This window comes from Polynucleobacter sp. 78F-HAINBA (assembly GCF_018882325.1).
Lineage (GTDB): Bacteria > Pseudomonadota > Gammaproteobacteria > Burkholderiales > Burkholderiaceae > Polynucleobacter.
Window position 1 is genome coordinate 1 of sequence record NZ_JACVOQ010000001.1, and the last position, 13421, is coordinate 13421.

Here is a 13421-nt window from a genome sequence, read left to right on the forward strand (position 1 = left end):
ACCCTGAGGTAGCCCCCAGACCTTAAATACTCAGTAACCACTTTTAGCTTGAACTGAGTGCTGTGTTTGCTCATGAAGCTGACCCCTTTGAGTTGGATTTAGTGTCCAACTTTTGTGGGTCAGTTCATGGCGGGGCTTGAGGAATATCTTCTCTGTATTTACAAATACAACATCTGGCTGGCGGTGGGTGTAGTCAGCGCCCATATTGTCTCTGTATCCCACCCTGCTAACAGGGAAATTTACAGGGAATTTTGGTAAAAATAGGCCTGATTTTTCTAAAAATAGACGGCCAACTCCCTAAATATATAGCCATCTGACCAAATCCATGATTTGGGAACAGGGAATAACAGGGAATTACGAGTTTTACAAAGAATCAATTAATTCTTTAATTGCTGAAGCCTTCCATACAACCCCAATATCAGACTCAGCATTTATACGGCCACTATAAATGCCAATAAACTTAGACACCGGGCCGCCAAATGCAGCAGACCCTCCGCCTGACATGGCCACCATTCCACCACTTCTATACGCAATCACGGGAGATCCGGATTGTCCTTGGCGGCTACGGCAGTCAATAAGCTGAATAGGCAGTCCACCATAGTTAATAGCAGGCTCTGAAGCTAGAAATCCTGTAGCCCAAACCCCAAATACGCCACCAGCAGCCATTCCGAAAGGGAAGCCTATCACGCTAATAGAGTCAGCTGGACCAACAAAAATATCAGGCCCAGGATTAGCCAGATCATAGGGAATTTGTTCTACATCGACGAGGTTAGCTAGAGACAAAGCAACAAAATCTGCTGTTGCGCCGAGCGTTGGGTGCTCATGCCAACGGGGCACACCATCCACCAAAAGAGGCTCCAACTTAGATACCCATTGTCCAAGAGCGCCTTTTTTATTGTGAAGTATAGAAATTTGATTTGGAATGCCGCCGGTTTTTGAGAGTAAATCACCGGTCTCTTGATTTCGCCCTGTAACGTTGTGACGATTTGTAATTAAATAAGTATCTTTACTAGTGTTTACTAGAAATCCTGTTGCCGTCGAAAGGATCTGCCCATTAAACTGCATTTCAATAAAGAGCGACTGAACCGATGGCTGCGCAATGACTGACATATAGGCTACTTTACCCAGCGATATGCCGACTGATGTTCGCCGACCATTAGTGGCCAAGAGCCAAAAACTTGAGTCATCTCTAAATTCGTAGCTGTTTTTAAGTTAAGGTGCATTGGAAACAACTTTGAAGAGAATTCCTTTCCAGTCACTTTCTGGGCAGAATCGAGCTTAAGCTTTTTAATAATATTAGGGGGAATATTTGATTTGCATTTTTCTAAAACATTTGTCAGTCGATCATCCGCACTCACAATGCACACATTCTCATTGCCGTGAATGTGTGCCAAATGAATCCCCATAGCGATAATTAAATGATCAAAAGCCCCCATCGGAGCATGATTCTTCTTGCCCCTTGTAATTTGATAATAATGATCAATGGGCGCGACCAGATCAATCGCCAAAACATGATATCTAGATAATTCATAGTGATAAAAGAAATTTCCATTATGGATATCGCGAACAAATTGGTCGCAAATTGAATCGTAAACCCGCTTATCAATCGTTCTCTTCTTTTTAACGTGTTTATTCCAGTGCCCAAAGGCATGTTTTGCAAAAACGCTAAAGGTTTCTGCAATACAAAAATTGGGAATATATAAAAAGAGGTCAGCTTCATTCGATCTAACCGAATCCAGGATTATTTGAATTCGCTCTTTTGCTCTAATGGAGTTAAGAGATCTTGGCAAATAATAGCCAGCTACTAAATTTGTATCCAAAAGGAGGTATTTGACTGGCATCTGTTAATGGTACTTCGGATCAATTCTCGAGCCAAGCGATCTATTTACATAACCCCCAATTATGCGACTACCTACTTTTGACCATCGAGATTGGCTAAATCAAAGATATCCACACACTCCCCGACAAACCTATCTGGCACCACAAGCTGCCCAGCCATACTCATCAGTAAATGCCCCGTGAATCACTTATCGCAAGCAATTCCCTTGGGTAATTACACAGTCAGGAAATGAAACCATTGACCAATTACTTATCAGGATTTTGGACCGGGTCTAGGTTGCTTATAGCGGTTATAACCCCATAAATACTGGTTTGGCATTATCGAGATGAGTTCCTCCAAAGCCTTATTAATTTGCGTTGCTGCAAGTTGATGATCATCCGAAAGCAATTCGCCAAGTGCTATAGCATGGAATCGGTAACCTTTACTTCGATTTAGCCGTTCCACACCAACTATAAAAATCGGGCTCTCTCGAATCAATTGAAGGCGCTTTATAAGATTCATAGTATAGGCAGGTCTTCCGAAAAACGGAGCGTAAACTCCACCGCCTTCTGGAGGAATATGGTCTGCCAAAATCCCAATAGGCCGACCTTTTTGCAGCGTGCCAATGAGTTCCTTTACCCCTCTCGAATTTGCCGGCACCATTTGTAAATTTGGGTATTTTCTAAAGCGACTAAGAAATAGTTTGATCCAATTTTTTCGCGGTATTTTAAATATACCAACTCCAGAATATCGCTGCGTTATGTAAGGCAAAAGCATTTCAAAACAACCAACGTGAGCAGAAACAAATATTGCACCCTTACCCAATGCCAGAGCCCGATCTATTGGACCCCAATCCCCACTAGAAACTAACTTATTAAGTCTTTGAAAATTTCTAGGCGCCCACAAATAAGGAAGCTCTAAATACATTTTCATCATTTCAATTAAAACCAAGCAATCAACAAATGCGCCTCTATTTTGGAATGCCTGTTGAAAATTTTCTCTTGCTCTTCTTTTATATCTTCCTGGAAAAATCCACATCACGATCCCAGAAAATGTTCCCAAGATATGCAAACATGAAAGGGGGAGGAAGCTTAAAAGCCAGAAAATTAAAATAGCAGATCGGGCATAAATTTTATCTAGCATCTTAGATTATTTGAATTGACTTGGCTTAATAAAAAATAGACTTTGCAACTATTATTCCGCCTTTTTAAACCGCGGAAATTTCTTATAAATAAACCCTGGAAGAAGTGTATTTCTAAGTAAGTCAATGAAAATTCGACGCTTTTGTTTTTGTGGCAGTCGCCTCAGCAGCTTTACGAATTCAGGCGAGCTCAATTCTCCATGGTATTGCGCGCGATCAAATGAATCAAACAGAAATGGATTCTGATCTCGAATAATATTTCGCTCTTGCTCAATATTTACAATTTGAGAATTTAAATTAGCTATTTGAAATGACTCTATTAAAAGGGTTGGCTTATGCGATTTAGCGCCATCAATCAAGCCTGATAGTGCAACCGGCGCAAAATGATCTAAATAAGGCAATAAATTATCGACGATAGGATCATCAGAATTCCAGACAAACAATCGTTGGGCGTAGCAACCAGGAGTATGTTGATCTAAATTTGTTAGACCAGCACCCCAGGAGATGAAAAAATTACCCTTATTATTTGAAAGTTCTGGAATTAAAACTGGGCAATAAGAATATTTTTTACCGGGGTCTGCATTAAGTGCCCCCACTAAGCGACTAATATGGTCGGCAAATATAGTCTCATTTGGCATATTTATACAAAAGAGATCTCCATCCATGAGCATGGGGTCAGTAATCAGAATATCCCTGATTACTGACCCCATTTTTCGCCAAGAAACTTTTTTAGCTCCACTTAATTTTTTAAAATTGACTTTGCGTAGCTCTATAGAAGCACCTATCTCATTAATTAATTGCAATACCTCACCCTCATTAGACTCCGCAATATCAACGGCCAGCACCAATCTAATATTTTGATAGTTTTGAGAGCACGCATTGCTCAACAGTCGCTTAAGATTCTCCCGATCATATTCCTTCACAACAAGATATAAATGAACCTTTTTTTCACTCACAATATCCTTTGATAGACATCGCTCCTCAAGCGCCGTCTTTCGGCTCAACAACCCTTCGTATATATTTTTCAAGGATGAATCAAGTCTAAATTCTTTTTGAAAAATTTCCTGAGCCTTTCTAGCCAGCTCAATCGCTTTTGGAGGATTTTGTATAACCCAATTGATATGCGATTTAATTTGATCAACCACTTTATTCGCCGGAAGCGACGTATCAACGTACAGAAGAGTATCTCCAAAATATTTTCGGAAAAATGGATTCTCATCACAAATAGAAACAACTCCAGCTGCTAGGGCTTCAAATAATCGATTTGAGCTCATTTCACTTTCTAAGTGGGCCTCTGATGAAAGTACTAAGGCTATTCCAGCTTGATTTAAGGCCCTCACCATTGAAATCCCATCAAATGGTAGCTCCCCCATATAACCCCTATAACCACCCCACACCTTTACACCATGAAGAAGTTGTGGCCCATAAATTTTTATTGAACCGCTCGAATCGAGCATTTTCAGAACTTCCTGATGTCGAGACTTACCCTTACCCAGCCGCTCCCAATTTATGCCTGCATAAAATAATTTACCCTCCCCTATACCGGGCTCCATAATTGGCTCAGATAGTGAGCAAAACATTTTGAAAAATGGTTTTAAACGAGTCGGGTCATTGCAAATCATACGGGAAATCATTTTGTCCGCACCCGTGCCATTGCAACTTAAAAAGTCATCATGACTAAGTAAATTAGTCGTGTATTTCCTGTAACCCCAGTCGTGGAAAAATTTTTCCGGATTCCATAGGGTCACAAATGAAAAAATGTTATAGGCTTTAGGGGTTTCAAAATGCAAATGGATAACAAAATCGAGATCTTTCTGGGTCATTTGAGTGAAAGGGGGTGTCATGAGCCTTCCTCGCCAATCAACCACGATACATTCCAACCCTAAACTATGGGCAGACTTTTTAAGTCTCTCTATATTTTCATCTTCTGCCACCTTGATGTCAGGCCATAGCTTAATAACTCCAAACCTTCCCAATAAGGTTTTAGGTAAATTGCTCACTACCGCCTCCGCTTTTCAAAATAACTCAAGGCTTTCACTATGCCATCTTTGAACGTCATATCCGCGGAAAACCCAAACTCTCTCTGCTTCTTAGTATCCCCCGCTCTAGCAAAAACCCCTTCAGGCTTCGTGCTGGTGCCAATTACCCTAGGGTTGTAGCCAACTTCATTGGCCGCCATCAAAGCAAAATCCTTAAATGATGTATATATTCCCGTGGAAAGGTTAATCGCAGAACCATCATCAACTTTATCCATAGTAGACAGCACGCCTAAAATACAATCATCGATATATATAAAATCCCTCATTTGATTACCCGTACCCCAAACCATGAGCGTATCGCTTCCAGCCCCATCAAGCGCTCTACGACAAATACTTGGAAATGGATATGCGCCATCTTGATCCTCTCCATAGCCAGAAAAGGGTCTATAGGTTACCGACTTTAATCCATGATTCTTGTGAGCCAATCGAGCTAAATACTCATGAGTTAGTTTTGCCCAACCGTAAGACATATCAGGCATACCTATGTCGCCATTAAAATCAATCATCCCCTCTTCCAAGAGGATGTAACTCTCAGGACCTTGGCGGCCAATTGGATAAGCTGCGCTCGAGCTAAAACAAACAATTTTTTGGGGGGTTGTTTTTTGAGCCCATTTCCAAAATAATGCATCAATTGCTAGATCTTCAGCTACCGCAAGGGGATTAAATTCAATCATTTCGCGACCACCAACCATTGCCGCCAAATGAAAAACATCATCAAAATCTGCATCTAAATTAACTTGAAAGTAATTTCTGCAGTCCTGTTTTATATATTCAAAATTAGAATAATCAAATGGGTTATACAGTGGCCAGCCTTTTTCTCTTGGACATATCCCCCCAGTCAGAGGAACAATACTATCTACACATATCACTTGATCACCTCTATCAAGTAAAGCCTTACATAAATGTCGACCAACAAAACCAGCACCGCCGGTTACAAGAACTTTTTTCATTTTGGTTATTCAGGATAATAGGTATTTGAGAATTAATGCTTATTAGACAGTATCAATTCGATTATTTTAGATGCAATCTCATGCCATTCTTCGCGTTTATATACATTCGAAATTTTTAACTCAGCCCTATAACGTGCATCGTCATCAAGCACGTAAAACTTAATCGCGCTCCTCCATGCTACAAAATCAAGGGGGTCTAAGTGAATAGCCAACCCTTGCGAAGCTTCCGGCATGGACGAGGAAGATGATGCTATACATAGCTTATTAAAGGCCAAGGACTCTGAAATGGGGATTCCCCATCCCTCATAAAATGAAGGATACAGCGTGAAAAGGCAATGTTTATAAAGCCAAGCAAGTTGTGAATCCTGGATATCCTTTAAATGAAATACTCGATTAACCAATTTTGGATCGCGGGCAATTCGATTTAAAATACTCTCAGCGCCATACCCCCGATCTCCAACGATCACCAAATCAACATGCCGCATTACATCATCATCGGCAAATGTTTCCCAAAGATCACATAGCAATTCATAATTTTTTCGAGCAACTACTGTACCAACCACAAGAATAAATTTTTCACAATTAAAGTTATAATTTTTAACCTCCACCCCCTCTATGTCCCGAGATAAATTAGCTCCAAGGGTTGCAATAGCTACTTTAGGCATTTCTTGTCCCAATTCAATACATAACTTTTGAAAATCCAATAATGTGGATTGAGAATTACATATCACAAGATCAGCTTTCGCAAGCATTCCTAGTGAAGAAGAAAATTTCTTATGCGCTGAACGTGAATAAAAGTGAGGAAACAATAGAGGTGCAAAATCATGGCAAAACAAGATAATTTTCAGATCAGTATTTTGACGAAATTTTTTGTAGTCTACTTGGTTGATAGTCATCCATAAATGACTGACATTCAGATAGCAATCCCCCTTAGCCCAAGCAATGCTACGTCTGATTCCCATAGCCCCCTTAATGGCATCCAACCTCTTGATCAAGCTATTCTTTAATCGATCCCAAGATGAGGGAAGCTTATTACACTTAAGCTGCTTTAAAAAATAATTAGAAGCAGGAATAAACCCCTTCTCAAAAGGTTTGCCAATGCAAAATAAAGCATCGCCAGCAAATTCATTCGACAAAAATTCAAAAAGAGCTCTCTCTAGTCGCGGAATCCCAGTTAAGGTTTTACCCCTTAAGCGGTATATAAGATTTATATCAAGTACGATTCGAGCCATATAATTTATTTGAATATTTTTATAAATCTAAATTCAATACTCACTAGCGCCCTGTATTGTTCGCTGCTGGATGTTTTATCCCTAAGAGCCCACGCAAAAACTTTCTCAAATAACTAATGTTTAATGCCGCCCAAGGGTTAACACGAAATGCGCTGTAATAATAAGATCGAGCCATTTTATCTGCACCTGCACGATGCAGCTCACGAAATGTTCGCAACAAAGGGAGCGCCCTTAGCTCGTTTTGTAACTGAATTTTTTCTGGGGTATTTGGTAATTTTTTTAGCGGGAAAGCGTATGCATTCTCATGTTCAATGAGTAATAAATTTGCATCTCGAAAAGAATGGTGTGTGCGTTGATTTATTCTTACCTGCGCCTCCGAAAATCTAACGCATCGTCCATGCAATAATATCAATGAATAAAATGCCAAATCCTCACAAACTCGAAATGTTTCTGGAAACGGAAGCTGGTGAATAAACTCACGCTGTATAACAGCTGCACCAATACCAACAGTTGGGCGCAGGCTAAGCAATTCACCTCTAAAGTTTATCCAATTATCCTTTGATAAAGGAGGCGGAGAAGTCAAATGACTTTTTCTATTTGGCAGTAATGTTATGCGTCCACCAAAAACCATATTTGGAAAGTTATTTTCAACGATTGCCTTTTGAAAACGTTCAATGGAATTTGGCAACAACTCATCATCCGAATCTAAAAACAGTATGTAATTAGATTGGGCCATTGATACGCCAACATTTCTAGCTCTACCAGGCCCTAAATTTTCCTGCCTATGAAAGATTAATGGAATCGGGCTAATAAATGACATACGCTCTATCACATCCCTAATACCATCAGTAGAGCCGTCATCGACAACAATCACCGCATCAACAGGTACACTCTGAGTAAAAATAGACTGTAACGTTTGAGAAATGCAATAGGCACGATTAAAAACTGGAATAACTACGGAAATACCCTGACTACTCATCATAATATAAGCCATCTCAACAAAGATAATTTATTTAACTGTCGATTATCCCATCCACCAAGGGGATTCCAATTAATATGGCAAGAATATTTTTAGATGTCACCAATACTGTGCGATCCATTTCAACCACGCCCAATGGGATAGACAGAGTTGAAAGGGCCTTCATAAGAGCACTGCTACAAGCACCAAATGAGTGGGATGTGGCCTATGTCTGTCGAAACACATTTGGTTTTATGAAAATTTCAAAAAGTAGGGTAGAGCATTTTTTAAACAGATTTTCTTCTTCAGAAATTAATGTACATTCTAAAAATATTGAATTTCAGAGAATAAAACAAAAGCTTCTATCCATTGGTCCTTTTATCCGACTAGAAGATGCCGATATCTATCTGGAATGCGATGCCATACGACATTTAGGTAGATGGCCCTACTTTAAAAGTGTGCGTAAAAAAAATAATTTTCATCATGTTTCTTTTTGCCATGACTTGATTCCAGTTAAATTTCCACACTGGGTAAAATCAAACGAATATGTCGAAAGATTTAGATCTGGTATTTTAGTCGCAACAGCTGCTGATACCGTAATTTGCAACTCAGAAAATACCAAAAATGATTTTTTAGAGTTTTGCCACCAAACAAAAATATTACCCCCAAAATTAACAATAATTCCCCTAGGCTGCGATACCATTCATCAAACCGAACGGCCCAGCCAGTATCAGCTACCTTGTAAAAGATTTGTGTTGTGCGTAGGAAGTATTACGGATAGAAAAAATCACGCTCTTTTACTAAATATATGGTCTGAATTCTCCAATAACTCAAAAATGGGTGAAATTGGATTAGTTATTGCCGGGTCTAAAGGTAATGGTGCAGATAAAATCATTGAACGTATAAAGTTAGACCCTAGACTTCAAAAAAGCGTTATACACATTGAGTCTCCGACTGACAATGAATTATCTTGGCTTTATGGCAACTGTCTATTCTCTGTATATCCATCTAGATATGAAGGATGGGGTCTACCAGTAACTGAAAGTCTAGGCTACGGAAAGATCTGCATCACCGCCAATACCTCCTCCCTGCCCGAGGCTGGGGAAGGGTTTACCATAATGCTTGATCCACTAGACCATCAAAATTGGAAGGAAACAATAATCAATTTAGTGAAAAACAATGAACTGAGGTTAAGCTTAGAACTTAAAATCAAAAGGGCTTACATACCTCGAAATTGGTCGATGGTTTCGGAAGATTTGAGAACACTTCTATCCAATATTATGCTGACCCTGAACAAATGAACTTTATACTTCGCAAATTTGGCTTTAGCACAGTCGAAAGCCAAACATTTCTATGGCTAATACGTTCCTATATTTGGCCCCATCGCAAAAATTTTGCAATCATTTGGGCCTCCATTATTGTTGCCGTGATGGCGTCAAGCACAGTAATCATGATGATCAAGCCGGCTTTGCAGGCATCATTCGGCAATCACCCAACTATGCCAATCATGTTGATAGCAATAATCATAATGCTCGCTTCAATAGTGGCAGGAATTAGCCAATATGTTCAAACAATCATATTAGAAAAAACAGGACTGAATATAGTCGCAGAACTAAGGCGGGATCTATTTAACCATATATTAAAGTTAGACGTAAGTTATTTAATGCGAAACCATGTTGGGCAATTATCAGCAATCTGCATGGAGGAAACCGCATTAGTAAGGGATATTACTGGCAGAATATTTGTTGGCTCTTTACAAGATACTCTCTCCTTCGTCTTTCTTATCGGGATTGTTATTTATCAAGATTGGCAATTAGCATTAGTAGCGATGATTGCAGTTCCCTTGCTTGCAATTGGAAAGGGGCAACTCTCAGTTCGTCGAAAAAAATTAATGCGTCAATTACTAGAAAGCAGATCACAACTGATATCTCGAATCTCAGAAACTCTATTCAATGTTCGTCTAGTGAAAATTTTTAGCGCTGAAGAACGAGAAACAGATCGAATGCACCAATCATTTGAAGATTTATCCAAATTACATTTAGATACTTTACGAGCCCGATCTCTCTCACTCCCACTTAATGAAGTGATAACTGGCACCTGTATCATTCTTGTAATGTTAGTAGGATCTTGGCGAGCGAATCTAGGCGTAATGACGCTACCTGCTTTAACCACCATCTTAGTTGCCCTCATTTCTGCTTACCGCCCATTAAAACGTTTAGATGATTTTGGAAATTCTATACAAGAGGGCATTACTGCAGCCGAACGCATCAAAGAAATTCTAGACTTAGACTCCGAAGTAAAAGATGCTCCAGATGCGAATGAGCTCTTAGTTGGAAATGGTGAAGTCGTTTTCGAAAACGTTGATTTTCATTACTCGGAAGATAAACCATGCCTTCGCAAGATCAATCTAAAAATACCAGCAGGTAGCACAGTAGCGATAGTGGGTCCATCTGGCGCCGGGAAAAGTAGTTTAATCAATCTTATTCCAAGATTTTTTGATCCCGTTGGCGGGAAGTTATTAATCGATGGCACAGATATCAAAAACGTTACACAAAAATCCTTACGAAATAGCATTGCCATGGTTACCCAAGAAACGCTTCTTTTTGATGATAGCGTGGCCAATAATATCGCCTATAGCTACCCCAAAGCTACTCGCGCGGAAATTGAAAATGCAGCAAAAGCTGCTGCTATTCATGAATTTATCAGCTCGCTTCCACTGGGCTACGACACCTTAATTGGAGCCCGAGGCATTAAATTATCGGGCGGTGAACGTCAACGGCTCTCCATTGCAAGATCGCTCCTTAAAGGCAGCCGGATTCTTCTGTTGGATGAGGCAACCTCTTCACTGGATAATATTTCTGAACAAGACGTCAAGCAGGCAATCATTCATTTACCAAATAAGCCGACACGAGTTGTCATCGCACATCGCCTTAGCACCATTATTGATGCCGATTTAATCGTGGTAATGGATCAAGGTGCAATTGTTGAGTTTGGCTCCCATAAACAGCTACTTAAAAATAATGGGCTTTATACCAAACTTTATCTTATGGATCAAGAAATCAGCGTAGTCTAGATAGAACTATCTCATCAAATGCATTGGACATATGAATTAGTGCTTTATTAATCCCATATAGACAGAAAGAAGCTTCTCAATGGATTGGCTTGGGTTAAAGTTTTTTGCATGACGAATTGCAGAAATTGACATATTCTCCTTTTCATCTTTTGACATTGAAAATATTGTAGCAATACATTGAGTCAAAGAGCTAACATCATTGGGAGGGAATAAATATCCCGTTACCCCATCCACAACTATATCCAATGCACCGCCATGACTGGTCGCAACTACCGGAACTCCACGAGATGCGGCTTCAAGCATAGTTAAACCAAATCCTTCAGGCTTCGAGCTAGATGAAGAAATTAATAGATCACTTATCGCTAAAACATTCTCAATGCTCTCTCTAGATCCGCTGATAAATTTTACTGAATTATTCATACCGCTCTTCAAGCAAAGTTCCACGACCTCCTTGAAATATCTTTTACTAACTATATTTCCCACGATGATCAGAACGCAATTCTCTTGGCGAAAATGGGTCCAAGATTGCAAAATCAGATTGAGACTCTTCCATCGAGTTATTCTTGCAATAACAGATGCCACCTTCGTACCATCCCTAATTTGAAGATTTTTTTTGAAATCGTCTAGTGCCTTACTAGTATTACCGTCTGAGTTTTCAACCCAGTTGGGCACATATCTCATCTTTTCGGGATTAACTCCATATACATCAATCGCGTGCCTTAACAAAGCCCGCGATGGAACAATAACGATGTCACCATAAGTCATTACTTTGCTGTACATTTTTTTTAGAAGAAAATGCCCATAAAAGCTATGAAATGTTGTTACAAAATGGGTTGAAGTAGTTTTACAGGCAATATAACTGGACCATGCTGGTGCTCTAGAGTGAGCATGCACGACATTGATTTTGTATTTTTGTATGATGCGCATTAATTTAAATGCATTCAAAAGGATGTGATAAACATTCTTTCTATGAATGGCAATATTAATAACTTTAATTTGCGCATCACGAAGACTCTGGCACATCTTACCCGAGGAACAAGCCACAACTACCTCAATGCCTTTATTTTTCAATCTTAGCGCAGAAGCATGAATAACGTATTCAACACCACCAGCATTTAAGGTTGGGACAACATACAAAACTCTAATCATGCGTTTTTCTAAAATTAGCTTATTTAATAGATAGATTTTAAATTGACATGCTGCATTTCACTACATTCACTCACAGCGCGCCCCACCTCAACTGCCTGACCATTCAGCTCCCTCCACTTCAAATAACCATCGGCACCAAAAGGCGATGCTCCGTTTAAAAACAGATTTTTATCGCCAGCCTGCTCCGCCATTGTTACACCCAATAGGAAAGCCACCTCACGGGCTATTTGGTAGTGGGAATAAATGGAATTAGCGTTAGCCCATTTCCAAAAGTGTCGATCACTCTTAGGGGCAATCAGAATCAGAGGGACATGGGCTACATCAATATCCAAAAGTGAATGCCCCCACCGGCCTTTATCACCCAATAACTCTGCATGGTCGCTAGTCATGATGAGATAGGAGGAATTCTCTCTAACCTTCAGGTGCTCCACAATACCCTGGACAACCTCATCTACTAAGAGCACTGCGCTATCGTAGCTATCAACTTCAGCACCTCTGCTATTGTTATCGCTTGATGTAAATCGATGCAAATCCGGTCTATTTTTGATATATGCACTATAAGGCGAATGAGGGGCTCTAAATTGAATGACGATAAAACGATGAGACGAAGCTGGAACCCTATCCAACATATCAATCAAACCTAAGTCCCCCTTCTTCTCCCATATTTTTTTCCATTTCTGAACATCTATCACCCTTACTCCACTGAGGTCAACGCCTTGCATCACATTCTCGTTCTGAGAAGTAATAAAAGTGGCATCAAACCCATTGGCCTGAGCAAGACGAAATAAATTTGTCGCTCCTTTAGCTATGGCAATCCTATCAACTGGGTTATTAACAACATTAAAAAATAATGGCAAAGCTCCACGAGTAGATACCCCAGCCGAGATAGCTGAAACCGCCTTAAAGCCAACCAATGAATTACTATGCTGCCCATCGAGCCATGGGGTTGTCTTTCTTTCATAACCAAGCACAGACATGTGCGAGGCAGACAGACTTTCACCCATTAAAATAATCACATCTCGTGCTGGCGGTTGCTTCATTTTCAAACTTGGAATCTGAT

Annotated in this window: 11 protein-coding genes; 2 read left to right on the forward strand and 9 right to left on the reverse strand. The window is 39.9% G+C overall.

The window, feature by feature from the left end:
* Positions 1 to 363 precede the first annotated feature (363 nt).
* The 7 genes from ICN11_RS00005 to ICN11_RS00035 all read right to left on the reverse strand — a co-directional run bounded on the left by ICN11_RS00005 (position 364) and on the right by ICN11_RS00035 (position 8163).
* Positions 364 to 1110: a trypsin-like peptidase domain-containing protein gene (locus ICN11_RS00005; RefSeq protein WP_216228574.1), complete on the reverse strand. Its 747-nt coding sequence runs from the start codon at positions 1108 to 1110 to the stop codon at positions 364 to 366.
* Positions 1111 to 1115: 5 nt separating this feature from the next.
* Complete coding sequence (locus tag ICN11_RS00010) at positions 1116 to 1820, reverse strand: hypothetical protein (RefSeq protein ID WP_216228575.1); 705 nt, start codon at positions 1818 to 1820, stop codon at positions 1116 to 1118.
* Between the two features lie 272 nt (positions 1821 to 2092).
* On the reverse strand, positions 2093 to 2962 hold the full coding sequence (locus ICN11_RS00015; RefSeq protein WP_216228576.1) for a lysophospholipid acyltransferase family protein: 870 nt from the start codon (positions 2960 to 2962) through the stop codon (positions 2093 to 2095).
* A 51-nt stretch (positions 2963 to 3013) separates the two neighbouring features.
* A complete protein-coding gene (locus tag ICN11_RS00020; RefSeq protein ID WP_216228577.1) occupies positions 3014 to 4960 on the reverse strand; it encodes a glycosyltransferase in 1947 nt (648 codons plus the stop codon).
* On the reverse strand, positions 4960 to 5949 hold the full coding sequence (locus ICN11_RS00025; RefSeq protein WP_216228578.1) for an NAD(P)-dependent oxidoreductase: 990 nt from the start codon (positions 5947 to 5949) through the stop codon (positions 4960 to 4962). Before ICN11_RS00025 ends, ICN11_RS00020 begins: the two co-directional genes overlap by 1 nt.
* A gap of 32 nt (positions 5950 to 5981) precedes the next feature.
* Complete coding sequence (locus ICN11_RS00030; RefSeq protein WP_216228579.1) at positions 5982 to 7181, reverse strand: glycosyltransferase; 1200 nt, start codon at positions 7179 to 7181, stop codon at positions 5982 to 5984.
* 43 nt (positions 7182 to 7224) lie between these two features.
* Complete coding sequence (locus ICN11_RS00035; RefSeq protein ID WP_216228580.1) at positions 7225 to 8163, reverse strand: glycosyltransferase family 2 protein; 939 nt, start codon at positions 8161 to 8163, stop codon at positions 7225 to 7227.
* Between the two features lie 74 nt (positions 8164 to 8237).
* Between ICN11_RS00035 and ICN11_RS00040 the strand changes: the two genes are divergently transcribed.
* Complete coding sequence (locus tag ICN11_RS00040) at positions 8238 to 9440, forward strand: glycosyltransferase family 1 protein (RefSeq protein ID WP_216228581.1); 1203 nt, start codon at positions 8238 to 8240, stop codon at positions 9438 to 9440.
* Positions 9437 to 11212: an ABC transporter ATP-binding protein gene (locus tag ICN11_RS00045; RefSeq protein WP_216228582.1), complete on the forward strand. Its 1776-nt coding sequence runs from the start codon at positions 9437 to 9439 to the stop codon at positions 11210 to 11212. The genes ICN11_RS00040 and ICN11_RS00045 overlap by 4 nt, the downstream gene beginning before the upstream one ends.
* Before the next feature lie 36 nt (positions 11213 to 11248).
* Here the strand turns inward: ICN11_RS00045 and ICN11_RS00050 are convergent, their stop codons facing one another.
* The gene (locus ICN11_RS00050; protein WP_216228583.1) at positions 11249 to 12361 is read right to left on the reverse strand and encodes a glycosyltransferase; all 1113 of its coding nucleotides are present in this window, start codon (positions 12359 to 12361) and stop codon (positions 11249 to 11251) included.
* 23 nt (positions 12362 to 12384) lie between these two features.
* Positions 12385 to 13401 (reverse strand): sulfatase-like hydrolase/transferase, encoded by a 1017-nt coding sequence (locus ICN11_RS00055; protein ID WP_216228584.1) that lies wholly within the window; start codon positions 13399 to 13401, stop codon positions 12385 to 12387.
* Between the last annotated feature and the right edge of the window lie 20 nt (positions 13402 to 13421).

Coding starts and splice junctions, on each gene's coding strand:
- ICN11_RS00055 (WP_216228584.1), bottom strand. CDS start 13,401: ATGAAGCAACCGCCAGCACGAGATGTGATTATTTTAATGGGTGAAAGT.
- ICN11_RS00045 (WP_216228582.1), top strand. CDS start 9,437: ATGAACTTTATACTTCGCAAATTTGGCTTTAGCACAGTCGAAAGCCAA.
- ICN11_RS00040 (WP_216228581.1), top strand. CDS start 8,238: ATGGCAAGAATATTTTTAGATGTCACCAATACTGTGCGATCCATTTCA.
- ICN11_RS00005 (WP_216228574.1), bottom strand. CDS start 1,110: ATGTCAGTCATTGCGCAGCCATCGGTTCAGTCGCTCTTTATTGAAATG.
- ICN11_RS00030 (WP_216228579.1), bottom strand. CDS start 7,181: ATGGCTCGAATCGTACTTGATATAAATCTTATATACCGCTTAAGGGGT.
- ICN11_RS00050 (WP_216228583.1), bottom strand. CDS start 12,361: ATGATTAGAGTTTTGTATGTTGTCCCAACCTTAAATGCTGGTGGTGTT.
- ICN11_RS00025 (WP_216228578.1), bottom strand. CDS start 5,949: ATGAAAAAAGTTCTTGTAACCGGCGGTGCTGGTTTTGTTGGTCGACAT.
- ICN11_RS00015 (WP_216228576.1), bottom strand. CDS start 2,962: ATGCTAGATAAAATTTATGCCCGATCTGCTATTTTAATTTTCTGGCTT.
- ICN11_RS00035 (WP_216228580.1), bottom strand. CDS start 8,163: ATGATGAGTAGTCAGGGTATTTCCGTAGTTATTCCAGTTTTTAATCGT.